At 65.9% G+C, this 22,758-nt stretch carries 20 protein-coding genes, 1 tRNA gene and 1 pseudogene; 6 read left to right on the plus strand and 16 right to left on the minus strand.

Annotation, left to right across the window (positions count from 1 at the left end):
- Window positions 1-47 precede the first annotated feature (47 nt).
- The 6 genes and pseudogenes from AC1DQ3_RS12065 to AC1DQ3_RS12090 all read right to left on the minus strand — a co-directional run.
- Window positions 48-371, minus strand: a pseudogene (locus AC1DQ3_RS12065) (AEC family transporter); the annotation flags it as partial.
- A 132-nt stretch (window positions 372-503) separates the two neighbouring features.
- Window positions 504-1,562, minus strand: a complete 1,059-nt coding sequence (locus AC1DQ3_RS12070; protein ID WP_477120424.1) for a porin — start codon at window positions 1,560-1,562, stop codon at window positions 504-506.
- A 40-nt stretch (window positions 1,563-1,602) separates the two neighbouring features.
- Window positions 1,603-3,012 carry an MFS transporter gene (locus tag AC1DQ3_RS12075; protein ID WP_477120425.1) on the minus strand — a complete coding sequence of 470 codons (1,410 nt, stop codon included), beginning with the start codon at window positions 3,010-3,012 and terminating at the stop codon, window positions 1,603-1,605.
- A 350-nt stretch (window positions 3,013-3,362) separates the two neighbouring features.
- Complete coding sequence (locus tag AC1DQ3_RS12080; RefSeq protein WP_477120426.1) at window positions 3,363-4,376, minus strand: Bug family tripartite tricarboxylate transporter substrate binding protein; 1,014 nt, start codon at window positions 4,374-4,376, stop codon at window positions 3,363-3,365.
- A gap of 27 nt (window positions 4,377-4,403) precedes the next feature.
- A complete protein-coding gene (locus tag AC1DQ3_RS12085) occupies window positions 4,404-5,813 on the minus strand; it encodes an amidase family protein (protein ID WP_477120427.1) in 1,410 nt (469 codons plus the stop codon).
- 105 nt (window positions 5,814-5,918) lie between these two features.
- Window positions 5,919-6,695 carry a FadR/GntR family transcriptional regulator gene (locus AC1DQ3_RS12090; protein ID WP_477120428.1) on the minus strand — a complete coding sequence of 259 codons (777 nt, stop codon included), beginning with the start codon at window positions 6,693-6,695 and terminating at the stop codon, window positions 5,919-5,921.
- A 300-nt stretch (window positions 6,696-6,995) separates the two neighbouring features.
- On the opposite strand from AC1DQ3_RS12090, the gene AC1DQ3_RS12095 reads away from it, so the two are divergent.
- Both AC1DQ3_RS12095 and AC1DQ3_RS12100 read left to right on the plus strand, forming a co-directional pair.
- On the plus strand, window positions 6,996-9,233 hold the full coding sequence (locus AC1DQ3_RS12095) for an NADP-dependent isocitrate dehydrogenase (protein ID WP_477120429.1): 2,238 nt from the start codon (window positions 6,996-6,998) through the stop codon (window positions 9,231-9,233).
- Window positions 9,234-9,449: 216 nt separating this feature from the next.
- Window positions 9,450-9,536 (plus strand) — tRNA-Leu (locus AC1DQ3_RS12100).
- A 117-nt stretch (window positions 9,537-9,653) separates the two neighbouring features.
- Here AC1DQ3_RS12100 and AC1DQ3_RS12105 read toward each other — a convergent pair.
- From AC1DQ3_RS12105 to AC1DQ3_RS12135, 7 genes are all read right to left on the minus strand, one after another.
- The gene (locus AC1DQ3_RS12105) at window positions 9,654-10,706 is read right to left on the minus strand and encodes a phytoene/squalene synthase family protein (RefSeq protein WP_477120430.1); all 1,053 of its coding nucleotides are present in this window, start codon (window positions 10,704-10,706) and stop codon (window positions 9,654-9,656) included.
- 131 nt (window positions 10,707-10,837) lie between these two features.
- Window positions 10,838-12,205: a TAXI family TRAP transporter solute-binding subunit gene (locus tag AC1DQ3_RS12110; protein ID WP_477120431.1), complete on the minus strand. Its 1,368-nt coding sequence runs from the start codon at window positions 12,203-12,205 to the stop codon at window positions 10,838-10,840.
- Window positions 12,206-12,285: 80 nt separating this feature from the next.
- Window positions 12,286-13,164, minus strand: a complete 879-nt coding sequence (locus tag AC1DQ3_RS12115; RefSeq protein WP_477120432.1) for an NAD(P)-dependent oxidoreductase — start codon at window positions 13,162-13,164, stop codon at window positions 12,286-12,288.
- 56 nt (window positions 13,165-13,220) lie between these two features.
- Complete coding sequence (locus AC1DQ3_RS12120; RefSeq protein ID WP_477120433.1) at window positions 13,221-13,688, minus strand: ferritin-like domain-containing protein; 468 nt, start codon at window positions 13,686-13,688, stop codon at window positions 13,221-13,223.
- A 29-nt stretch (window positions 13,689-13,717) separates the two neighbouring features.
- On the minus strand, window positions 13,718-14,794 hold the full coding sequence (locus AC1DQ3_RS12125; protein WP_477120434.1) for a class I SAM-dependent methyltransferase: 1,077 nt from the start codon (window positions 14,792-14,794) through the stop codon (window positions 13,718-13,720).
- A 277-nt stretch (window positions 14,795-15,071) separates the two neighbouring features.
- Complete coding sequence (locus AC1DQ3_RS12130) at window positions 15,072-16,565, minus strand: MFS transporter (RefSeq protein ID WP_477120435.1); 1,494 nt, start codon at window positions 16,563-16,565, stop codon at window positions 15,072-15,074.
- Between the two features lie 6 nt (window positions 16,566-16,571).
- Entirely contained in the window at window positions 16,572-16,733 is a 162-nt protein-coding gene (locus tag AC1DQ3_RS12135) for a hypothetical protein (protein WP_477120436.1), read from the minus strand.
- A gap of 257 nt (window positions 16,734-16,990) precedes the next feature.
- Between AC1DQ3_RS12135 and AC1DQ3_RS12140 the strand changes: the two genes are divergently transcribed.
- Together AC1DQ3_RS12140 and AC1DQ3_RS12145 are read left to right on the plus strand one after the other, a co-directional pair.
- Window positions 16,991-17,437 carry an RcnB family protein gene (locus AC1DQ3_RS12140; protein WP_477120437.1) on the plus strand — a complete coding sequence of 149 codons (447 nt, stop codon included), beginning with the start codon at window positions 16,991-16,993 and terminating at the stop codon, window positions 17,435-17,437.
- 110 nt (window positions 17,438-17,547) lie between these two features.
- Window positions 17,548-18,969 carry an MFS transporter gene (locus AC1DQ3_RS12145; protein WP_477120438.1) on the plus strand — a complete coding sequence of 474 codons (1,422 nt, stop codon included), beginning with the start codon at window positions 17,548-17,550 and terminating at the stop codon, window positions 18,967-18,969.
- A 36-nt stretch (window positions 18,970-19,005) separates the two neighbouring features.
- On the opposite strand, the gene AC1DQ3_RS12150 is transcribed toward AC1DQ3_RS12145, so the two are convergent.
- Window positions 19,006-19,440 (minus strand): PaaI family thioesterase, encoded by a 435-nt coding sequence (locus AC1DQ3_RS12150; protein ID WP_477120439.1) that lies wholly within the window; start codon window positions 19,438-19,440, stop codon window positions 19,006-19,008.
- Between the two features lie 848 nt (window positions 19,441-20,288).
- Between AC1DQ3_RS12150 and AC1DQ3_RS12155 the strand changes: the two genes are divergently transcribed.
- Window positions 20,289-20,516 carry an H-NS family nucleoid-associated regulatory protein gene (locus AC1DQ3_RS12155; protein WP_477120440.1) on the plus strand — a complete coding sequence of 76 codons (228 nt, stop codon included), beginning with the start codon at window positions 20,289-20,291 and terminating at the stop codon, window positions 20,514-20,516.
- A gap of 54 nt (window positions 20,517-20,570) precedes the next feature.
- On the opposite strand, the gene serA is transcribed toward AC1DQ3_RS12155, so the two are convergent.
- Window positions 20,571-21,782, minus strand: a complete 1,212-nt coding sequence (serA, locus tag AC1DQ3_RS12160) for a phosphoglycerate dehydrogenase (protein ID WP_477120441.1) — start codon at window positions 21,780-21,782, stop codon at window positions 20,571-20,573.
- A 310-nt stretch (window positions 21,783-22,092) separates the two neighbouring features.
- On the opposite strand from serA, the gene AC1DQ3_RS12165 reads away from it, so the two are divergent.
- Window positions 22,093-22,278, plus strand: coding sequence for a YjfB family protein (locus tag AC1DQ3_RS12165; protein WP_477120442.1), 186 nt, complete (start codon window positions 22,093-22,095; stop codon window positions 22,276-22,278).
- Window positions 22,279-22,399: 121 nt separating this feature from the next.
- Here AC1DQ3_RS12165 and AC1DQ3_RS12170 read toward each other — a convergent pair whose 3' ends face one another.
- Window positions 22,400-22,756 carry a hypothetical protein gene (locus AC1DQ3_RS12170; RefSeq protein WP_477120443.1) on the minus strand — a complete coding sequence of 119 codons (357 nt, stop codon included), beginning with the start codon at window positions 22,754-22,756 and terminating at the stop codon, window positions 22,400-22,402.
- Window positions 22,757-22,758 lie beyond the last annotated feature (2 nt).

Raw genomic sequence — 22,758 nt, forward strand, 5'->3', positions numbered from 1 at the left:
CCTGCCACGGGTGCAAGGGTGAGCAGCAGGATCGGATAGCCGACATAGCCACTGTTGGAACACGACATGCCCATCGCGTAGAAAGCGCTGGTGGCCGGATTCAGGCCGGAAACCCGCCGGCACCAGAAATAGCCCAGGCCCACCATCGTCCACGATCCGAGAAAATACGCGAGGAGATAGCTGACGTTCAGGATTTCCCCGAGCTGCCGCTGCGACAACGTACGAAACAGCAGCGCCGGCAGCGCCAGGTTGATCACGAACTTGCCGAAGACGCGCATGTCGGCCTTGGCGAAGATCCCGGAGCGGGTCATCGAGTATCCGATCAGGATGGCGATGTAGATCGGGGCGATGACGGCCAGGATGTCGAGCATGGAAAGGTGTTCCGAAAGACGGCGGATGAAGGTGGTGCGCCGCCGTCATATCCCGACGCCCGCAGGGATGACCAGGGCGTGAGGGCGACGCTGCGGCTTTCGTTTGCGCACCTGGGGTCAGGTGGGCGGCGCTCAGAATTTGTGCCGGATCCCCGCCATCGCGCCCAGCCGGGTGCTGTTACCGAACGTATTGCCGCTGTTGATGAAAGTGGGCGAGCTGTTCAGCGGGATCCATGCGCCGCTCAGGTGGGTGTAGTCGACCGCCACGTAGACGTCGGTCCGCTTGCTGAAGTTGTAGTCCAGCATGGCCGCGGTGGTCAGGCGCTTGCCGCTTGCGCCGGCGTGCTTGAGCCAGTCGTACTGGAAGGTGCCGATCAGGTTCAGGGCTTCGGTAAGGTTGACGCGGGTGCCGACGTAGCCGACGTTGTTGCGATAGTCGGCAACATCGAGGCGGTTGTTGGTGTAGCCCAGGTAATACTGCGCGCGCGCGGCCTTCCAGGTGCCGCCCAGTCCCCAGACGGTCTGCTTGCTGGCCTGCGAGGGAGGCACGGCGCCGAAGAAGGCGGAGGAGACATCGTGCGTGACCTGGTAGACGGCGCCAACCTCGATGGGGCCGGCGCTGTAGACGAGCGAGCCCGCGGTGGCGTTGCTGGCCGGGAAATTGCCGGCGACTTCGCCGAAGGTGTAGGCGCCTGCGACCTGCAGGCCACCGAAGGACTTGATGTACTTGACGGTGTTGTCGTAGCGCAGCCCGGTGTAGTTGCCGCCCTGGTAGCCAACGATGGAGTTGTTGGCGAAAGCCATCGCCTCGTAGGAGGACAGGATTTCATGGGCGAGGGTGTACTGCCGGCCGAGGACGAGCTTGCCGAAATCCCCGTCCAGGCCGATCACGGCAGTGCGCCCGAAGAGGCGGCCGCCTTGCTGGCTGAAGCCGGTATCGGGGCTGAAGCCCGACTCCAGGATGTAGAAGGCCTTCAGGTTGTTGCCCAGGTCTTCGGTGCCGCGCAATCCCCAGCGGCTGCCGGTGAGCTCGCCGTCGGTCATTTCCCACTTGCCATTGCCTGCGGCGTTCTGGTGGGTGGAGTAGCGAATCGTGGTGTCGATCAGGCCGTACAGTGTGACGCCGGATTGCTGCGCGAATGCTGGCCAGGCTGCGCTCCCCAGGATGAACAGGGCGGCGGCTTTCTTCATGTAGTTACTCCTCCGGATAATGTCGATTGGTTTTGTTGGCTCAGGCGGCTGCCTTGGCTACTTTTGCGTCGCCCATGGCCTCTTCCCGCAGCCGGTCGTACTCGCGCTTGTCCATGGGCACGGCGCCGGGTTCTCCGAGATCGCTCATGCGGATGCGATGGGTTTCCCGTGCGCTCCATGCCGCGATCGCCGCGATGATCGTGACGGTCAAGGTGATCGCCCCGATCGTGAGCGGGATATCGGTCGAGCCTGGAGGCGCTGTCATGGCGAAGAGCGCCGGAAGCAGGGCAGTGATGGCTGTGCCGATGTTCTGGGCGATGGCCATTGCCGTGACGCGCGAGCGGGTCGGAAACAACTCGGGGTAGAAGCTCGGGAAGATCGCGTTGTAGCCTTGGTAGACCACGCCCCACATCAGCAGCGATGCGACGATCGCGAGTGGCACGTTATGGATGCTGATGGCGTAGAGGTAGGCGAAGGAGAGCAACCCCGAGCAAAGCGCACCGACGACAACCGGCAGCCGGCGGCCGATCTTGTCGGACAGATTGCCCACATAGGGAATGACCAGTACCGCGAGAATGTTGCCAGCGACCGGAATCCAGAGATAGATGCTCTTTTCGAAGCCGATGCCGTACGCGGGCTGCACCGCGTAGGCCGCGCCGAAAATCGTGGCGACCACCGGGATGACGTTCATCAGGGACATGCAGACGACCCGGATCATATCGCCCAAGCTGTATTTGAAGGCTTCAACGAAGGGCGAGCGGGGCACTTCGCCGCTGCTGGCCTCTTTGGCAAACGCTGGCGTTTCATTGACTTCACGGCGGATGATGAAGCCGGCGACCAGCACGAAGGCGCTCAGCAGGAAGGGAATGCGCCAGCCCCAGGAATTGAACGCTTCCGCCGGCATGTAGTGTGCGAGCGGCAGGAACACTGCCGCGGCGAGGATCTGGCCGGCCTGCACGCCCTGGAGCGTAAAGCTGGCGTAGTAGCCGCGCCGGCCGAAGGGGGCGTGCTCGAGGATCATCGAACTGGCGCCCGAGATCTCGCCGGCCACTGCGAAGCCCTGGATGAGACGAAGCACGACCAGCAGCACCGGGGCGAGCATGCCGACCTGGTGGTATGTCGGCAGCAGGCCGACCGCCATCGTCGAGAAGCCCATGAGGAACATGCACAGGACCAGTACGGTCTTGCGTCCGTGGGTGTCGCCCCAGTGGCCCAGGACGATGGCGCCAATAGGCCGTGCGATATAGCCGACGCCGTAAGTGGCAAGCGAAGCGACGATGGCGATCTTGGGATTTCCCGAGGGGAAAAAGATCTGCGGGAAGAGCAGGGACGCCGCGGTCGCGTAGATGAAGAAATCGTAGTATTCAAGCGCAGAGCCGATCCAGCCGCTTGCGGTCGCCTTCTTCGTCTGGCGTGTGCCGTGCGTCTCTCGGTCGATGGTGGTAGCCATGTTGTCTCCTGTATTTGATGCCTGAAAATTAAGCGATCGCCAGGGTCAGGACAAGCTGAATTCGCGCAGATTGCGCGTTAATCGCGCATTACGCGCGATTAACGATCGAAAGGCGGGTTTTTACTAGCGGAATGAGCGGGATGGGGTGGGGCGGTAACTGCTGGATCAGGTGGGGCGGTGGCACTGCGAGGACGCTGGCGGCCCCTGAGGCCGGCAGGCTTGCCAGCACCGGGCGGGACGTGGGAGACCGCGCGCCAGCCGCGCGGCTGGCGCCGTGAATCGATGGGGAGGGGGCCCCATGGCCAGCCGCCGGTGCCGTGCCCCGTGGCACGCGCTGGCGGCACCGGGATTCAATCGCCCTTGAAGCCGGAGGCCTTGATGACTGGCGTCCAGCGAGCGGCAAGCGCGTTCGCATACCTGGTGACTTCGTCCGCCGTAGCGCCGGGCAGCAGGTCGTAACCCGTGCGGCCCAGCTTCTCGCGGATATCGGGCATGGCCAGTACCTTGCGCACGGACTGGTACCACTGCGCGGCCACTTCGGGTGCGGTGCCGGCGCGCACGTACAGCAGATAGCGCGACGAGGTCACCAGGTTTGGAAATCCGGATTCCGCGAACGTGGGTACGTCGGGAAGGGCGTCGGCGCGCTTGTCGCCGGCCACCGCCAGCACGCGGAGCTTGCCGGCACGGTGATACTCCATGAATGAGGTCGTCGCGTCCATGCCGGCTGCGATCTGGTTGCCCATCAAGTCCGTCACCAGGGCGCCGCCCCCGCGATAGGGCACCAGGGTGCTGCCGGTCCGGGACTGGGCCACGAACTCCACCGCAAGGAAATGGAGCAATGTGCCAACCGTGCTGATGCCGATCGAATGGTCGGCGGGCCGGCCCTTGGCCGCCTGGACGAACTCCGCGAGTGTCTTGATCGGGGAGCTTGCATTGACGGCCAGGCCGAACTGGACGCCGGCCACGTCGGTGATCGTCCTGAAATCGGTAGCCGGATTGAAACGCATATTGCTATAGATCAACGGCCCGATAAACATGGGATCCACGGGCGCCAGCAGCACGGTATTGCCGTCGGCCGGCGCGTTCTTCAGCACCTCGGCCGCCACGCGGGTGCCGGCACCGGGACGGTTGTCGACAATGACGGTGCGGCCCAGTGGATCCTTGAGTTTCTCGGCCAGCAAGCGGCCCATGAAATCGGCAGGTCCGCCCGCCGGAAACGGCACGATGATGCGCGAGACGGAATGCCCCCAGGCGGCGCGCGACATCAGGCTGCCGGTACACAGTGCAGCGGCGGTGCCGGCCAGCATGGCGCGGCGCGAAAGGCGCGCGGTGGACTTAGGGGTGCGTTCGTTGCATTCGTTCATGGGAAGCTCCTGGTTTATCTACGGGGGTTACCGGGCGGTGAATGGGGTGTAGCGCGCTGCGTCTTCTATGGCCTGGCCCGCTTGCAGCAACAGGTCCTCTCTGAAGCGCCAGGCCAGCAGTTGCACGCCGATGGGCACGCCATCGGCCATGCCGGTTGGTACCGCGAGACCCGGCATGCCCAGCATGGCAGTCGCAAGCAGCGGACTCTGGGCGTCGATCAGGGCGCGGGTCTGTTCCAGCGTGCCGATATCCGCGTCTTGCGCGCAGGGACGCTGCCACGACACCGGCATCAACACCAGCGGATACTTGTGCAGGAAGACCGACCAGCCGCGGCCCAGTGCCTGGCGTCGCGCCAGGGCATCCAGGAAGCCATCGCGGTCGGTCTCCGGCATGCCCGCCAGCATATTGCGCTGGCTGCGCCGCATGGCCTCGTCGCCGTGTTGTTCCACGCCCGCGACGATGTTGCGGCGGCTGTCATCCGTCGTCAGCGTGCGCCACAAGGCGGCGGCTTCCGCAAAGTCGGGCAGGGCGGCTTCCTCGACGGCATAGCCGGCTTGCTGGAGCCATTGCGCAGCGCAGTCCAGCGCTTCGCTTACCGCGGGATCGACGGGGATGCCGGGGTAACGCTTGAACAGCGCCACGCGGATCGGGCCCGGCGGCTGCGGCAGTTCGAGCGGTACGGGCACCCAGGCAGGGTCGCGCGCGTCATGGCATGCCATGGCGTGATACCCAAGGCGCAGATCAGCCACGCTGCGCGCCAATGGCCCCTGTACCGACATGAGTTGCGGCGTGATGCTTCGCTCGACACTGGCTGTGGGGTTGTACGCGGGCACCCGGCCTGTCGTGGGCCGCAAGCCAAGCACGCCGCATGCATACGCCGGATAGCGGATCGAGCCGCCGATGTCGTTGCCATGCGCCAGTGCACCCATGCCGCAAGCCACCGCGGCAGCAGCGCCGCCGCTGGAGCCTCCGGGCGTGATATCCGGGTTCCAGGGATTCAGCGTGCGCCCATGCAGGCCGTTGTCGGTGAACCAGCGCGAAGAATAGGTGGCCGTGTTGCTGCGCCCGACAATGATGGCGCCGGCATTGCGCCAGTGCGCCACCACCGGGGCATCTTCGCGCGCGATATTGTGCTGCAGCGGGATCACGCCATTGGTCGTGGCCAGGCCAGCCTGGTCCACATTGATTTTTATCGTGACCGGTACGCCATGAAGCGGGCCGAGTGGTGCTCCGCTGGCGGCCAGCTGGTCAGCCGCGTCGGCGCTGGCCAGTGCCTGATCGGCCAGCACCTCCGCCAGGGCGTTGATGCGCGGATTGAGTTGTTCGATGCGCGCGAGCGCGCTGGCGGTAGCCTCGCGGCAGGATATCTCCCGCCGTCGCACGGCGGCGGCAATGTCGACGGCGCTCCAGCGCCAGAGTGTCTCAAGGGGTTTCACGTTGGGACTCCAAAAAATGGGCAAAAGGGGCCCCGCCCCCATCGTCCGATGGGAGTGTGGCGAGGAGGAGGGTGGTGCCGGCGGGCGAAACCCGCGCGGCAAGGATCAGTCGCCCGGGCTCATCAGCAGGCTGCCCCGGTCGACCCGCGACTCGGCCTCAAGGGCCAGGGCTTCGGCGTGAGCCATATGCTCTTGCATGAGCGCGCGAGCGCGGTTGGCATCGCGCGCGCGGAACGCATCCATCAGGGCCGTGTGGCTGTGGACGATCTCTTCGTCAAAGCGGTCGAAGCTGTCTTGCGCATTGCGCACCACGATCACGCGGCGAATGATGTCGTTGAGCAGGCGGCAGAACAGCGCCAGCATGGGGCTGCTGCAGGCATCGGCGAGCCGGTCGTGAAACAGCAGATCGGCTTCGCGCCGCTCGTTCCAGTCCGCGCTGCCGCCGTGCGCCGGATGGCTGAGGCCGATCAGCGCATCGAGATCGGCCAGGTCGGCATCGGACAGGCGCAATGCCACGTTGGCAGCCAGCTCCGGCTCAACCACGCGGCGCAAGGCATACAGTGTCGCGATATCGACCGGCTGGAAGTAAAGGAAGTTGGAGACAGCCTCCAGGCACTGGTCATAGGAGGGCTGCGTCAGCGTGGCGCCGCCGTTGGGCCCGGTGGTGACGGTTACCAGACCTTGCACCTGCAAGGCGGTCAGCGCTTCGCGCACGGTCCCGCGACCGACGCCCATCTGCTCGATCAAGGCTGCCTCCTGCGGCAGCTTGCCGCCCACCTTCTGGTGCGTCTGGACGATCCAGCGCTTGATACCGTTGACTACCTGATCGACGCGTTTGACGCGTTTGCTGCCCGATAGCCGGGGCTTGGGATCGCTGGGCATTGCTTGGCCTATTTATGATCATAATTATCATAATTAGGCAGATGTCCGGTTTTTTCTATGCGGGTATTCCCGGCGGCGAGCGCTTTCGTGAAGACGGCGCACGAGGTGGCCGCGCGGGCGAGGGCGGCTGGCGAGGATGCCAGCCGGGCAGGCAAAGGCGTTTTTTTGCATTTCATAATGCAAAAAGCTATCTCGTGTTCAAGCCCCCCGAAGCAAAATCAGGCAAAATTCGGCATTACTGCCGGRCTGCGACCCAGCCGGTGGCGTTCTCCAACCCATTTCTTGACCCTGAGAGAAGCAATGAGTACCCAGCAACCCACCATCATCTATACGCTGACCGACGAGGCGCCGCTGCTGGCGACCAGCGCCTTCCTGCCGATCATCCGCACCTTTACCGCGCCGGCCGGGATCGACGTCACCACCAGCGATATTTCGGTGGCGGGTCGTATCCTGGGCGAATTCCCGGAATTCCTGACTGAAGCGCAGCGCGTCCCCGACAACCTGGCCGAGCTGGGCCGCCTGACCCTGCAGCCGGACACCAACATCATCAAGCTGCCCAACATCAGTGCCTCGGTGCACCAGCTGGTCGGCGCGATCAAGGAACTCCAGGCCAAGGGCTACAACGTGCCCGATTTCCCGGAAGACCCGAAGACCGACGTCGAAAAAGCGATCCGCCAGCGCTATTCCAGGTGCCTGGGCAGCGCCGTGAACCCGGTGCTGCGCGAAGGCAACTCGGACCGCCGCGCCCCCGCCGCCGTGAAGAACTACGCCCGCAAGAACCCGCACAGCATGGGTGAGTGGAGCATGGCTTCGCGCACCCACGTGGCCCACATGAAGCACGGCGACTTCTACCACGGCGAAAAGTCCATGACGCTGGACAAGGCCCGTGATGTCAAGATGGAACTGGTCACCAAGAGCGGCAAGACCATCGTGCTCAAGCCCAAGGTGTCGCTGCTGGACGGCGAGATCATCGACAGCATGTTCATGAGCAAGAAGGCGCTGTGCGACTTCTACGAAGAACAGATGGAAGACGCCCGCAAGACCGGCGTCATGTTCTCGCTGCACGTGAAGGCCACGATGATGAAGGTCTCCCACCCCATCGTGTTCGGCCACGCGGTCAAGATCTTCTACAAGGAAGCCTTCGCCAAGCACGGCGCGCTGTTCGACGAACTGGGCGTGAACGTGAACAATGGCCTGGTCAACCTGTACGACAAGCTGGAAAGCCTGCCCAGCTCCAAGCGCGAAGAAATCATCCGCGACATGCACGCCTGCCACGAGCATCGTCCCGAGCTGGCAATGGTGGACTCGGCCAAGGGTATCTCCAACCTGCACGCCCCCAACGACGTGATCGTGGACGCCTCGATGCCGGCCATGATCCGTATCGGCGGCAAGATGTGGGGTGCCGACGGCCGTCCGAAGGACACCAAGGCCGTGATCCCGGAGAGCACGTTTGCCCGCATCTACCAGGAAATCATCAACTTCTGCAAGACCAACGGCAACTTCGACCCGGTCACCATGGGCACCGTGCCCAACGTCGGCCTGATGGCCCAGCAAGCCGAGGAATACGGCTCGCACGACAAGACCTTCGAAGTGCCCGAAGCCGGCGAAGCCCGCATCGTCGACCTCGCCACCGGCGAAGTGCTGCTGGTGCAGAACGTGGAAGAGGGCGACATCTGGCGCATGTGCCAGGTCAAGGACGCGCCGATCCGCGACTGGGTCAAGCTGGCGGTCACCCGCGCCCGCAACTCCGGCATGCCGGCGATCTTCTGGCTGGACCCGTACCGTCCGCACGAAGCCGAGATGATCAAGAAGGTCGAGACCTACCTGAAGGATCACGACACCACCGGCCTGGACATCCAGATCATGTCGCAGGTACGCGCCATGCGCTACACGCTGGAGCGCGTCATCCGCGGCCTTGACACCATTTCGGTCACCGGCAACATCCTGCGCGACTACCTGACCGACCTGTTCCCCATCATGGAACTGGGCACCAGCGCCAAGATGCTCTCCATCGTGCCCCTGATGGCAGGTGGCGGCATGTACGAAACCGGTGCCGGCGGCTCGGCCCCCAAGCACGTCAAGCAGCTGGTGGAAGAGAACCACCTGCGCTGGGACTCGCTGGGTGAATTCCTGGCGCTGGCCGTGTCGCTGGAAGACCTGGGCATCAAGACCAACAACGCCAAGGCCAAGATCCTGGCCAAGACGCTGGATGCCGCCACTGGCCAGCTGCTGGAGAACAACAGGAACCCGTCGCCCAAGACCGGGCAACTGGACAACCGCGGCAGCCAGTTCTACCTGGCCATGTACTGGGCCCAGCAACTGGCGGCGCAAACCGACGACGCGGCCCTGGCCGCGCAGTTCGCGCCCCTGGCCAGGCAACTGACCGACAATGAGCAGACCATCGTTGGCGAACTGTCGGCCGTGCAAGGCAAGGAAGCGGATATCGGCGGCTACTACAAGCCCGACTTCGCGAAGCTGGACGCCGTGATGCGCCCGAGCAAGACGCTGAACGCGGCGCTGGCGGCTGCCCAGGCTTAAAGGCTGTCCTGCTCCATCCCGGTCGAGGCGGCTTGCACTCGCGCTTGCCTTGACCGATCCCTTCCGGCGCATAGCCGGAAGGGATCTTGTCGATGGTCTCGTCGATAGTCGTAGCTTCACGATGCGCATCGGGACAAGGCAATATGCATCTTCGGATTTGGCATGCGCGGCACTTGCAAATTTCGATCCGTTAGGTAAAATGCGCCTCCTCACCTGGCCCAGGTGGCGAAATTGGTAGACGCACTAGGTTCAGGTCCTAGCGGTGGCAACACTGTGGAGGTTCGAGTCCTCTCCTGGGCACCAAGATGGAAAGCAAAAGGCCTGCACGCTGTGCAGGCCTTTTGCTTTGGCGCATGCTGCGGTGAACCTGCCCGGGACGAATCCCGCGGTAAACGCGATTCTTCCTTGCCAAGGTGCCAGTCAGCTTCCCAGCCGGGCTTCGATTCTTCCCATCAGCCTGTCGGCCCAGGCACGCAGCAGCTTGTCCGAGACCACCAGGGGCACTGAAGCCGCCATGATCCGGTACACCTTGCTGCGTCGTACCTTGGAGACTTTTTCCGGGTCCAGCCAATGGTCGTTATCGACCAGCAGCATCAGCGTTTCCAGTCCAATGAGGACAGGCCAGATGCAGGCCAGCCGCAACCGGATGCGGGACGCCGGAATAGCGAGCGTATATTCAACCGCCTCGCGGAAGTGATCCAGCGTCTCGCGGATCAGCGCGAACAGCAGGGGTTGCGCGCGTAGCGAATTGGCTGGCAACAGAAGGTCTTGCGGCGTCAGTCCAAATCGATCCAGCATGGTCGCCGGGAGGTAGCAGCGGCCGATGCGCAGATCCTTGCCGCAGTCCCGCAGGACATTGGTCAGCTGCAGCGCTTTGCCGAAGCGCACGCCACGGTGCAACATCGTGTCCGGGTTGCCGTTGAGCGCCCCCGGCACATGCGCGTAGGTCATCTTCGTCCAGAATTCCCCCACGCATCCCGCCACCAGGTAGGTGTAGCGATCGAGCTCTTCCGCTTCGCGCAGCGCAACGATCTGCCCCGAGCATTCGTCGGGGAAGGTGCGCAGGTCGAACTCCATGCCGGTCGTCAGGGTCGTCACGATCTCGCGTACCGCTTTCCGGTCGGACTCGCTCAACTGGGACAAGATTGCCAGCGCTGGCCCGAGCGACTCAAGGAGGATCTTTTCGTCCGACTGCGTCTGTTGCCCCGCGACCTCCACCGCCATGCGCCGCAGGAACGTGCCGTCGTCCGCGGCACCGTTGACCTGACCGCGCAGGGACAGGAGCAGCGCCAGCCGTTGCTGCGGCGGGATCAGCGAGGTGTCGGCGATCGTGTCCGCGGCACGTGCCAGCAGGTATGCCAGGCCAACCGGATCGCGCATCCCGGCGGGCAGCACGCGCAGGGTCAGGTAGAAAGAACGCGAGACGCCTTTCAGTAGCGGGCCAAGAAGGAAGGCCCGGGTGGGGTTTGGCATGGATGAGGTCAGGTCGGCATCCGACAAGTCTGGCGGTGCCGAATTGTATCCGGCAACCATTGACTCTGACCGGGAAATGTTCGGTACCTGGCAGAACGCAGCCGGCTCCAGCGTGGCGCGGTGTCCTGGTCTTACAAGGTGCCAGTCAGCCGCCGCCGGACAAAGGCAATATGCTCGCGCAACACATAGAACTGGTCGGCATACGCCAGTGGCATCTTCATCCTGTTGACCGCCTCCTCGATCGCGTCGAGGCGCGCGGCCAGATTGGCCTTTTCCTCGTCGGTGGGGTTGACCAGCGCGATGCGCTCGATCTCGATCAAGATGCCATACCAGCGATAGATACGCGACTTGACGCGCCAGCTGTACAGCGAAGGCACCAGCCGGAAGGCCGGGACCAGGATCACGATCAGGGGCACCAGCACCACCAGCGCGCGGTCGAGCAGGCTCGCCAGCCAGAACGGGAGATGCCGGTAGAAGAAGCCCTTGCCCGACGCGTAGTAGCGCGTGGCATCGTCGCTCAGCGGGAACTCATGCGCGGTCGCCGAGGGAAACTGCCCGGCATTCTGCAGCAGCCCGGCCTTGCCGTGGACCTCGCGCGCGGCTTCGATCAGCAGGTCCGACAGCGCGGGATGCAGGGTGTCGCGCGCCACCAGTTCCACCGTCGGGCTGATCAGGCGGATGGGACGCGCCGGCAGGTTATTGCCAAGGTCGATGACGCCGGCGGGCAGCACCAGTTTCTGCAGGTAGAGGAAGCGCTTGGTATAGGCATCGGCCTGGACGAAATCCAGCTCGCGGATGCCCGGTGTGCGAAACAGCTTGCGCATGGTCGGGCCCGTGGCGGAATCGCCGGTCAGCATGGCCACGTCGATCTTGCCGTCGACCAGCGCCTGCGCGGCGTCGTCGCCATCGTACGAGATCAGCGTAGCGCTGCCGCCAGGCTCGATGCCGTTCGCCTTGAGCAAGCTCAGGGCCAGCACGCGGGCGCCGCTGCCCTCGCGGCCGATAGCGATGCGCGACTTCCGGAAGTCGGAGAGCTTGTGCACTTCCCTGCCACGGTACAGCACGCTGATCGGTGCGTAGAACACGCCGCCCAGCGAGACCAGTCCCTCCTTGTCCACGTCGTCGGAGACGCCGCCCTGCACCAGCGCGAGGTCAACCGGCTGCTTGTGGTCGGCCAGCCGCTGCACGTTCTGCAGCGACCCTTCCGAGGCCAGCACGTTCAAGGTGATGCCATTGCGTGCGAGGATCTTTGCGTATTTGTCTGCAGCGTTATGGAAGGAGCTGCCCATGGGGCCCGCGCTGATGGTGATGGTGTTGGGCGGCGCCGGCTTTACCAGCCAGACGGCCAGCCAGATCGCCGCCAGGATGAACACCATGGCGGGACCGAAGGACACGGCCAGGTCGCGCCAGGAGATGGCGACGAAGCGTGCGCGCAATTGGCGGATATCGGGGAGCGCCTTGCCTGGCGTGGGCTTCTCTGGCGTGGGGTCGGGCGTCATCGGCACGAGTGCGGAGGGTAGTGCCGAAGGATGATAGCACCCGTGCAAGGCGCGCCGGGCGCTGAACGCAGTCAGCGGCCTTATCCCGCCGCGTCACCCAGGATCGAAATCAGCTCGGGCACGGTGGCTTGCGAGTGCCCGCCATGGCTGGCGCGCTCGTACGTGTCCCGGACCGCTTCCGCGGTGGACCGCGACGCGCCCATCTCGCGCGCCATCGTGGTGTAGTAGCCCATGTCCTTGAGCGCATTGGCGATCGAGAAGCGGAAGCCCGAGTTGTCCTGCGATTCGATATAGGGGCGCATGCGGTTCAGGATCACGCCGTCACCGCTGCCCCTGGCCAGCACTTCCACCAGCACGGCCGGGTCCACGCCGGCGCGCCCGGCGCAGGCGGCGGCTTCGGCCAGCACCGCGGAGAAGCCCAGCGAGACATAGTTGTGCAGCAGCTTGAGCCGGTGGCCGGAGCCGGCAGGCCCGGCGTACACGATGTGCTCGGCGAAACAGGCCAGCAGCGGCCGGCATTCGTCGAACAAGGCGCGCTCGCCGCCGACGATCAGATTGAGGCGGCCTTCGGCGGCTTCCTTGGGCGTGCGCGTCATGGGGGCGTCGAGGAAGCGCCCGCCGGCCTCGGCCACGGCGGTGGCAATGCGCTCGGTGGAGGAGGGGAGGGCGGTGGAGCAGTCGATCACCACGGCGCCCGGGCGCAGGCCGGCAATCACGCCGTCAGGGCCGAACAGCACGTCTTCCACCTCCGGCGTGCCGGTGACGCACAGGATCACGATACTGGCCGCGCGTGCCAGTTCGACCGGGCTGGTGGCCGTCGTGGCGCCGGCGGCCAGCAGGTTGGCCAGCGGCTGGTTGCCGGGATGATCGAGCAGCACCATCGGGTGGCCGTGCTTCGCGATATTGGTGGCGATGCCGTGGCCCATCATGCCAATGCCGATCATGCCGATTGTCTTCATGCTGTCTCCGTTCTTATGCGCGCAAGGGTGGCCGGTTCGCCGGCGTGCTACGCGCGTCAGGCCTTCGGCGGCGGCGCGAAGGCCGCGGATTGCCCGGGCTTGCGCAGCATCTTGTCCACCTCGCCGGCATGCAGTTCCTCGATCTGGATCATCTGGCGCGCGAATTCCTCCAGCGCCACCGAGCGGTCTTCCACCAGTGCCAGCAGCTCGCGATACAGCTTGAGGGCAGCATTTTCCGCTTCCAGCGATTCGCGCAGCATGGCGGCGGTATCGAAGGTATGGCTATCGAGCAGCTTGCCGATGGCCAGCGACGGATAGGCGCCGAGCGTGGTGATCCATTCCCCGGCCTGCTGCGCATGCAGCAGCGACTCATTGGCCTGCTCGCGCAACCAGGAGACGATCGGGATGCGGCCGAAGCCGAACACCAGCAGCGAATAATGGGTATAGCGGACCACCCCGGCAAGCTCGGCTTCGAGGATCCGGTTGAGCACGCTAACCACCTGGTCTTTCTCCATCTCAGCCATGGCATGTCCCTCCCGTCGTGTCGGCGTTGCTATCGCCGGGTTGCGATCATCATGGAATCCGGTCCGCAGAGCGGCTCCACGCGCGCTTGCGCAAAGCCAACCTGCCGGGCCCATGCGCAGCACTGCGCGCCGGTGTAATCGAATCCGCCCGGCGTTTCCACCAGCATGTTCAGGCTCATCAGCAAACCGAAGACGTTCTGCCGGCGCGCGTCGTCGATCATGGCGTCGTAGACGATCAGGCGCCCGCCGGCCGGCAGCGCCGCATAGCACTTCTCCAGCAGGACAAGCTTCTGCTCAAGATCCCAGTCGTGAAGGACGTGGCCCATGATCAGGACGTCCGCCTGCGGGCAAGGGTCCTTGAAAAAATCGCCGGGGTAAAAGCGCAGGCGATCCTGCAAGCCGTGCGCGGCGACGTATTCCAGGAACACCGGGCCAACCGCCGGCAGGTCGAAGCCGCCGCCGGTCAGGTGCGGGTGGGCCAGCGCGATCTGCACCGGGAGCGCACCTTGGGCGGCACCGATATCGATGAAGGTCCGGCATTCCGCCCAAGGGAATCTGCGCGCCATCGCTTGCGCGGCAGCCAGGCTGACGCCGGTCATGGCTTGCAGGAATCCGCGCAGGCCTTGTTCGTCCCGGTAGATTGCCGCGAACAGATCGCCGTGCTCATCGGCCTCGCTCTGCGGGCGGCCGGTGCAAAGCGATTCGGTGAGCGATCCCCAGATCGGGTACAGCCGCGCATTGGCCATCTCGAGCAGGCCGCCCATGTAGCTGGGCTTGGCCTTGTCGAGGAACAGCTCGGCGTCGGGCGTGTTGCCGTAGAGATGGCCGGTCTGGCCATCTTCGCGTTCGAGTACTTGCAAGGCCACCAGCGTGTCGAGGAAATCCACCGCGCCACGCGGATGCAGGCCGAGCGTGGCGCTTAGCCCCGCCGCGTCCTGCGGTGCCTTTGCCAACAGCGTGAACACGCCGAGTTCGACGGCGCTTAGCAGGGTCTTGGCGGCCCAGAAGCCCATTCCGAGCTGCAATAGCCGATCCGGCGTCAGATCCGGCGCCTGCCGGGGGCTGGCGGCCAAGCCGTCGCGGGCGGCATCTTTTCCGTTCTGCATAAGTCACCTCGTCACTGCCGCCGGCTGATATCCGGGCGCCTCGGCGTAGGGAAGGATGCTGGTAACTCTAGATGCCGGAAGAGGCGAAATCCAGCCGATTCTGGCTGCCGGGAGCCTTGCCGGCAGGGGGGCGGGCGATGCTGGCTGCTTACAAGGTACAAGGCCGGGTGAAGGGCACACGCGGGGGCACACGCGGGGCACACGCGCCGGGCAGCCACCCCATGTACCGCCAGCCCCATAAGCTGGCCCGCCGGGCCCTGCCGGGCGGCGCCAGCGCTCACGATACCGGCGCCTGGCGCCGCGCCCGGCACAGGTGCGTGACGACGAGCGCAAGGGCGAGCAGGCAGCCCAGGCACCAGGCATAGGCGCGGCTGTAGTCATGCATGGCACCGTTGCCTTCCAGGCTGGCGTAGAAGAGGTTCCCGACCAGCGCCACGCCAACCGAGTTGCCCACCTGCTGCACGGTGGCCAACACGCCGGCGGCAACACCGGCATGGTGGGACGGCAGTCCCGCCAGCACGACCGAGGCCAGCGGCGCCATCACCATGCCGATGCCTGCGCCCTCCACCACCAGCAGTAGCACCAGCACCACCATCGACGCCGTGCCCTGCCATGGCAGCAGCGTAGCCGCTAGTTGCAGCCAGTGTCCCGCCGCCAGCAGCAGCGCGCCATGGGCGATGGACGAGGCGCCCAGGCGGGCGGTAATGCGTGGCGCGGCCAGCGAGGTGGCAACGAAGCCAAGCGCCAGCATCGTGAACGCGCTGCCTCCCTGCAAGGGGCTCAGGCCCAGGCCGTCCTGCAGGTAGAGCGCCAGCACGAAATAGAATGAGGCATTGCCTGCGTAGAACACTACCGCCACCACCAGCCCGCGTGCGAAACCCGGTGTGGTGAACAGCGCCGGGCTCACCAGCGGCTGGCCGCCGCGCGCGTGCAGCCTGTGCTGCCGGTAAGCCAACAGCGCCAGCAGCACCGGCGCCAGGGCCAGCGCGAGCAGCGCTGCCGGCGGCCAGCCTTGCTGCCTGCCTTCCACCAGCGGCCATGCCAGCGCGCACAGGGCGGCGGCCAGCAATGCCATGCCAGGCAGGTCCGGCTTGCAGCCGGGGTTGGCTGGCGCATCCGGCAACACGCGTGGTGCCAGGATCAGCGCCAGCAATGCCACCGGCACGTTGATCAGGAAGCAAGCGCGCCAGCCCAGCCCGCCCAGGTCGGCGCGGATCAGCACGCCGCCCGCCAGTTGGCCGAGCAAAGCCGCGAGGCCAAGCGTCAGCCCGTAAGCGGCGAACGCCCGCGCCCGTGCCGTGCCGGCATAGGTCAGCGAAAGCATGGCGAGCACCTGCGGCTGGAGCAGCGCGCCTGCCAGGCCCTGCGCCACGCGCGCCGCCACCAGCACAGGCGCCGATGGTGCCAGCCCACAGGCGGCGGAGGTGAGCGCGAACAGCAGCAGGCCCAGCATGAACATGCGGCGCCGTCCCAGCATATCTCCCAGGCGTCCGCCGGTAATCAGCCCGGCGGCATTCGCCAGGCCATAGCCCGCCACCACGAACTGCAGGGCGCCGGCGCTGGCGTGCAGTTCGCGCTGGATGGCCGGCAGCGCCACGTTCACGATAAAGAAATCCATCACCACCATGAAGGTGCCGCTCAGCATGACCAGCAGGGCGAGGCGTTCGGCGGCAGGGGAACGAGCCGCAGGGTGATGGGCGATGGGCGCATCCTCGGACGATGGGAGCGGCGAGGAAAGCGGCGCGGCGCGCTCGATGCGTGAGGAAGGCATGGCAGGTCAGCCCAGTTCGCGCACAAAGGCGAGGATGTCCGCGCCAAGCCGGGCGCCATGGGTGAACGGCAGGCCGTGCCCGTCGCGGGTTTGCACATGGCCGGCCCGGCGTGCCGTAGCAGGCGGGCGCTGGGAGTGAGCGGAAAGTGTAACGGTGGCGGCAGGCATGGCGGGCGGCTCCGGTTAAGTTTGCCTGGCGATTCCAGGCAAACTCAGTGTCGGCGCCGCCGCGCGGCAGGCCAATTACCAGCTAGGTAATCGCAGTGTTTCGGGTACTGCCGCCCAGCGTGCCATTCTGGCCATGGCACGGTATTTTGCCGATCACCGATGATGTAACCGTCCCAAGATTTCGTAACCCCTTGGTTTGCCGCCCGGATCTAGACTCGAACGCATGACCTCAAGCATGAGGGAATCAGGAGATTGGAATGCGCAAGGCCAAGATAATCACCAGCTTGTTGCTGGCAGCATGTACGCTCACTTCGATCGCGGGTTATGCCCAGGACAGGGGGGCAGGTGGCGACTATCGCGGGGGGCCCCCGATGGGGCGGGACCAGGGGCACGGCCCCGACAGGAACAGGGACGGTGACAGGGATCGCGGCCCTGGCGGTCCCGGCCACGACGACAGGGGCAGGGAATCCTGGGGCCACGGGCAGGACTACGACAGGCGCGCCGACCGGCCGGGTCCCGGCAGGTGGCAGAAGGGCGAGCGGGTGCCGCCCGAATACCGCCAGCGGCAATACGTGGTCGACAACTGGCATGACTACCGCCTGTCCGCGCCGCCGCGTGGCTACCAGTGGGTCGGCGTTGGCGGAGACTACCTGCTCGTCGCAATCGGGAGTGGCCAGGTCTTCAGCGTGATCACCGCGCGCTGAGCGCGCAATCCAGGCAGCCCGCCGTTTGGTGGGCTGTGCGCGGCGCAGCGATTGCCTGCGCGTCTGGCTGCCGTCCCCGCCCACCCGTGGCAACGAGCCGGAGCTTGCCCATGCCCGTCATCCAGAGCGATATCCCTGCCCGCCTCGACCGCCTGCCGTGGTCGCGCTGGCACTGGCGGATCGTGGTCGCGCTGGGGGTGGCATGGGTGCTGGACGGGCTGGAAGTCACGCTGGTGGGCTCGCTGGGTGGCGTGCTCGAGCGCCCGGACGGGCTTGGCCTGGATGCCTCGCAGATGGGGTGGCTGGGATCGCTGTATGTGGCCGGGGCGGTGCTGGGCGCGCTCACGTTCGGCCGGCTCGCGGATCGCCTGGGCCGCAAGACCTTGTTCCTGGTGACGCTTGCGGTGTATATGGCGGCGACCCTGGCCACGGCCTTCTCCAATGGCTTCGTCTTCTTCGCGGTGTGCCGTTTCCTGACCGGCCTTGGCATAGGCGGGGAGTACGCGGCGATCAACTCGGCGATCGACGAACTGATCCCGGCCCGCATGCGCGGGCGCGTCAATCTCGCCATCAATGGCAGCTTCTGGCTTGGTGCTGCGCTCGGCGCGGGGCTGAGCCTGATCTTGCTGGATCCGCGCGTGCTGGGCCCGGCGCTGGGCTGGCGGGCCGCATTCCTGCTCGGCGCGGTGCTGGCGGTGGCCATCCTGCTGGTGCGCCGCGATGTGCCTGAAAGCCCGCGCTGGCTGCTCTCGCACGGGCACGGCGAGCAAGCCGGCCGCATCGTCGCCGCGATCGAGGCGCAGGTGATGGCCCAATATGGAACGCTGCCGCCCGCAGCGGGCACGGTCACTTTTTCCCGGCGCGGCGCGCCCACCCTGGGCGAGGTGGCGCACGTGCTCTTCAAGCGCTACCGGTTGCGCAGCGGGGTAGCTCTGGCGCTGATGATCTCGCAGGCGTTTTTCTATAACGCGATCTTCTTTACCTACGCACTGGTACTGACGCGCTTCCACGGCGTGCCTGACAACCGCGTCGGCCTGTACATCTTCCCGTTCGCGCTGGGCAATGTACTGGGCCCGCTGCTGCTGGGGCCGCTGTTCGATCACGTGGGGCGGCGCCGCATGATCGGGCTGACCTATGTGCTGTCCGGCGTGGGCCTGGGGTTGACCGGATGGGCCTTCATGCAAGGCTGGCTCGATGCGCGCAGCCAGGCGCTATGCTGGTCGGCCGTGTTCTTCCTGGCTTCTGCCGCAGCAAGTTCCGCCTACCTGACGGTTAGCGAGGTGTTCCCGCTGGAGACACGCGCCCTTGCCATCTCCGTGTTCTACGCGGTGGGTACGGGCAGCGGAGGCTTTGCCGGGCCGCTGCTGTTCGGTATGCTGATCCAGAGCGGCAGCCGCGCGGCGGTGGCCGGCGGCTATGCCATCGGCGCGGCGCTGATGATCGGCGCTGGGGTGTTCGCCATGCGCTATGCGGTCAATGCGGAAAAGCGGCCGCTGGAGGATATCGCGCCGCCGCTGTCGGCGCGCGAATAACGCTGCTGGCCTCGGGCTCACGGCGATTGCGCGCTGCTATCCGGCGGCCTGGGACGCCGAGGCCGGATCCTTCCTGCGGAATGCCGCCTGCGCGGTGGCGATCAGCCGGCCCTGGCTATCCGTGATCTCGGCGTTGGAGAAGAACACGCGCCGCCCGCCGCCCACGCGCCGGCCGACCACTTGCAGCGGTTCCACGTGCGCGGACGAGACATAGTTGACGTTTAGCGAGATGGTCGTGGCGGCGCGGCGCACGCCGTTCTCCGGAAACAAGCCGGCGTAGCCCGCCGCCGCATCCAGCAGCGTGGCCAGGATGCCGCCTTGCACCACGCCCGTATTGTTGACATGCGCGGGCTGCGGCACCAGCGACATGCGTACCAGGTCAGGCTGCCACTCCACGATGGCGACATCCAGCGATTCGAGAAAGGGATTCTCCAGCGCGTAAGGCTGGCTTGCTGCGGTGTTGTCGGGCATGGCTTGGCGGGACGAGGGTGGCAAGTTGCAATGACCGCAATGATAGCCCCGGACAGCCCTGGGTCCCCCCGCTTAGGATAGTGACCAGCATGAACATGGCGCAAAAGCAGAGATGGCGCACGGGCTGGACCGAGGCGTCCCGGAGGCCGATTCGCAGGGCCTGGAGTGGGGCTTTTGGCCGGTTCGACGTATTCTGATCTGGAGGGTTGCAGGGGCGCAGGCCGCGCTCGGCTATCATGTGCGAACTTCAGGATGACCGGTGTACATCCGGCGCCGCATTTTCGACGGTTCTCCCGCCTCTTCCATCTGTTTTTATTGTGTCTTCCGCCATGCCTTCTTCAGTTCCCGCCGACGTCAAGAAAGTCGCTGCCATTATCTGGATTCGCGTCCAGATAGAGCGGCTCGGCATCTCCATGGATGAACTTGAGGCGGCAGGTTGTTTCGAAAGGGTAGGGGTGGCGCCGGCGCCTGCGGTGCCGGCGGTGGCCGCGGTGGCAGAGGCCCCGGTATTGGCGCCCCCGCTGTTGCCTGCCGGACCGGTCACGGCACCGCCGGCGGTTGCGCCGAAGCCATCGCGCAGGGCGGCAGCGCGCAAATGGTTGCCGGCCGGAGATCCCTTGCCAGTACAAGTGCCGGCAGCTATCCCAGCCGCAACGCCCGTGGCGGCGCCCGCATCGGCACCTGTATCGGCACCTGTATCGACTCCTGTATCGACTCCTGTATCGGCACGGGCGACGATGCCCGCGCCAAGTCCGGTGCCGGCAATTGCCCCTGCCCCTGCCCCGGCAGCAGTGCCATTGCCCGCGCGGGCAACGATGTCCGTGCCCGCGTCGCGAGCAGGGGCTACCGTGAAACCCGCACCAGTTGCCGGGTCGGCGCTGGCATCCGCGCCGGCAGCACTGGCACCCGCGGCGCCGTCACCGGCAACGGCGTCTTCGCAGCCGCCCGCTGCCGCTCCCGCACGCCGCTATCGCAATGCCGAGGGACAGGTGTGGGATGGCGAAGGCCCCATGCCGGCGTGGCTGGTGCGCGCAGTGAACGCGGGCCAGTCGGTGGAGCACTTCCGGGTGAGTTGACGGCAACGGCTGGCCGCCGCTGCCGTTATTGCCGTCGGGTGCGGCGACGCCGGATCAGGCCAGCGGGTTCAGCAGGGTGCGGCAGCGGATAAAGGCCGGTTCCGTGTCCAGCGCGGCAATCAGATCCGGCGACGGGACCTTGTCCAGGTCGGTCACCACATAGCCTGTCTGGCCACGGGTTTGCAGGTGCTGGGCCACGATGTTGACCCCGTCGCGCGCCAGCAGCGTGTTGAGTGCGGCGAGCGCGCCCGGCGCATTGCCGTGCACGTTGAGCAGCCGCGCCGGCGACGTCAGCGGGCCAGGGCTGACCTCGGGGAAATTCACCGCACCGATGGTGTCGCCGGTGCGCAGGAAGGCGATCAGCTTGGTGGCGACTTCGGTGCCGATGTTCTCCTGCGCCTCCTCGGTGCTGCCGCCGATATGCGGCGTCAGGATCGCGTTGGGCACGCCTTGCAGCGGGCTGGTGAAGCGGTCCGCATTGGTCTTGGGCTCTGCGGGGAACACATCGATCGCCAGGCCGGCGATGTGGCCCGCGTCGCACGCCGCGCGCAGCGCGTCGATGTCCACCACCGTGCCGCGCGAGGCATTGATCAGGATTGCGCCGCGCCGGAACTGGCCGAGCACCTCGGCATCGATCATCTTCCTGGTCTGCGCGGTGGCCGGCACGTGCAGCGTCACGATGTCGGCGTGCGACACCGCATCCACCAGCGAGCGCGCCGCGCGCGCCGAGCCGAGCGACAGCCTGGCCTGCACATCGTAGTACACCACGCGCATGCCCATGGCCTCGGCCAGCACGCCAACCTGCGAGCCGATATTGCCGTAGCCGATGATGGCGATGGTCTTGCCGCGCGCCTCGAACGATCCGCTGGCGCCCTTCGCCCATTTGCCGGCGTGCGCCAGCGTGTTCTTCTCCGGCACCCTGCGCAACAGCAGGATCGCCTCCGCGATGACCAGTTCGGCCACCGAGCGCGTATTCGAGAACGGCGCGTTGAACACCGGCATGCCGGCGCGGGCCGCGGCGTCCAGGTCTACCTGCGAGGTGCCGATGCAGAAGCAGCCGATGGCCAGCAGGTGTTTGGCCGCCTCGATTTCAGCGGCACCCAGGTGCGTGGCCGAGCGGATGCCAAGCATCTGGTGCGCTGCGGGGGCGCGATGCAGTTCGTCGCCCGCGAGCGCGCCGGTGCGGCGCTCCACGGTGACTTGGGCTTCCCTGAAGCGCTCGACGGCGGTGTCATGGATATTTTCAAGCAGTAGTGCGGAGGTCATGGCGATTGGGTGTGGCGGCGGTGATGGCGCGGCGTGGGTGCAGCGAGGATGCGATGAAGCGCAGGCATGCGCAACGCGAAACGTACGCCGACATGGTAACGCAGGCAGCGCTAGCCAGCCGAACACCCACATTGCCGCCAATGGCAAATGGGGCCGCTTCGCATCCGCCGTGCCGGTCGCCGTACTGCCGCGCTAAAGGTTTCGGGCTGAAGCGCCGACAACACTGGATGCAGGCGGGAACGTCTTCCTGCAGGTTTCAACATCCATCCCAACTTCAACCTAGTTACCACACAACCAGGAAAATTGACCCATGGACACATCCCTCGTCAGCGCGGCGAGCAACGCGGATTCCAATCCGGTGCCGGTCATGATGCTGCGCAAGTCGCTCGACCTGCAGGCACAGAACGTGGCATCCCTGCTGGCATCGGTGCCGCAAGTGAGCGTCGCTCCCAGCAATCCGCCTCACCTTGGACAGAATATCGACATCACGGCGTGATAAGCCATCTCGCGCCCCGGGGCTGATGCAGCTCGGGCGCAATCTGTCGCGACGCCAGCGCTGCTTCCAGCGCTGGCGTCCTTCCTCTGGCAATCGGTTTGAATCGGTGGGTCGGCGAGGCTCAGGCCGCCGCGAGCGCACGTTCGGGCTGCGGAACGGTTTCCCAGCGCACCGCGCGGACCAGGGGTTCCAGGCCCAGGCGTTGCACCAGCTTGACCATGCCGGGCCGGCCGCCGGGCTGGCAGTGCACCAGCACGCGCATCTCGACCAGTTCGCGCCGCTCGCTCTGCCGCGTGCGCAAGCTCTGCAGCTGCAAATCGCGTGCGGCCAGTTCATGGCGAAGCTGCTGCTCCAGCCTGGCGCCATGTTCGTCCTTGCAAAGCAGTACCACCTGGAACAGCTGGGTGGCCGCGCCGCGGCCCGCCTGGGCGGTACGGCGGGTGAGGGCCTGGGGGAGCATCCCGTTGAAAAAACGCATAT

The organism is Cupriavidus sp. 01T418 (assembly GCF_056398885.1).

Excerpts from the sequence above, each read along its gene's own strand:
- AC1DQ3_RS12070 (WP_477120424.1), bottom strand. The coding sequence starts at position 1,562 with ATGAAGAAAGCCGCCGCCCTGTTCATCCTGGGGAGCGCAGCCTGGCCA.
- AC1DQ3_RS12075 (WP_477120425.1), bottom strand. The coding sequence starts at position 3,012 with ATGGCTACCACCATCGACCGAGAGACGCACGGCACACGCCAGACGAAG.
- AC1DQ3_RS12080 (WP_477120426.1), bottom strand. The coding sequence starts at position 4,376 with ATGAACGAATGCAACGAACGCACCCCTAAGTCCACCGCGCGCCTTTCG.
- AC1DQ3_RS12090 (WP_477120428.1), bottom strand. The coding sequence starts at position 6,695 with ATGCCCAGCGATCCCAAGCCCCGGCTATCGGGCAGCAAACGCGTCAAA.
- AC1DQ3_RS12095 (WP_477120429.1), top strand. The coding sequence starts at position 6,996 with ATGAGTACCCAGCAACCCACCATCATCTATACGCTGACCGACGAGGCG.
- AC1DQ3_RS12105 (WP_477120430.1), bottom strand. The coding sequence starts at position 10,706 with ATGCCAAACCCCACCCGGGCCTTCCTTCTTGGCCCGCTACTGAAAGGC.
- AC1DQ3_RS12110 (WP_477120431.1), bottom strand. The coding sequence starts at position 12,205 with ATGACGCCCGACCCCACGCCAGAGAAGCCCACGCCAGGCAAGGCGCTC.
- AC1DQ3_RS12115 (WP_477120432.1), bottom strand. The coding sequence starts at position 13,164 with ATGAAGACAATCGGCATGATCGGCATTGGCATGATGGGCCACGGCATC.
- AC1DQ3_RS12120 (WP_477120433.1), bottom strand. The coding sequence starts at position 13,688 with ATGGCTGAGATGGAGAAAGACCAGGTGGTTAGCGTGCTCAACCGGATC.
- AC1DQ3_RS12125 (WP_477120434.1), bottom strand. The coding sequence starts at position 14,794 with ATGCAGAACGGAAAAGATGCCGCCCGCGACGGCTTGGCCGCCAGCCCC.
- AC1DQ3_RS12130 (WP_477120435.1), bottom strand. The coding sequence starts at position 16,565 with ATGCCTTCCTCACGCATCGAGCGCGCCGCGCCGCTTTCCTCGCCGCTC.
- AC1DQ3_RS12135 (WP_477120436.1), bottom strand. The coding sequence starts at position 16,733 with ATGCCTGCCGCCACCGTTACACTTTCCGCTCACTCCCAGCGCCCGCCT.
- AC1DQ3_RS12140 (WP_477120437.1), top strand. The coding sequence starts at position 16,991 with ATGCGCAAGGCCAAGATAATCACCAGCTTGTTGCTGGCAGCATGTACG.
- AC1DQ3_RS12145 (WP_477120438.1), top strand. The coding sequence starts at position 17,548 with ATGCCCGTCATCCAGAGCGATATCCCTGCCCGCCTCGACCGCCTGCCG.
- AC1DQ3_RS12150 (WP_477120439.1), bottom strand. The coding sequence starts at position 19,440 with ATGCCCGACAACACCGCAGCAAGCCAGCCTTACGCGCTGGAGAATCCC.
- serA (WP_477120441.1), bottom strand. The coding sequence starts at position 21,782 with ATGACCTCCGCACTACTGCTTGAAAATATCCATGACACCGCCGTCGAG.
- AC1DQ3_RS12165 (WP_477120442.1), top strand. The coding sequence starts at position 22,093 with ATGGACACATCCCTCGTCAGCGCGGCGAGCAACGCGGATTCCAATCCG.
- AC1DQ3_RS12170 (WP_477120443.1), bottom strand. The coding sequence starts at position 22,756 with ATGCGTTTTTTCAACGGGATGCTCCCCCAGGCCCTCACCCGCCGTACC.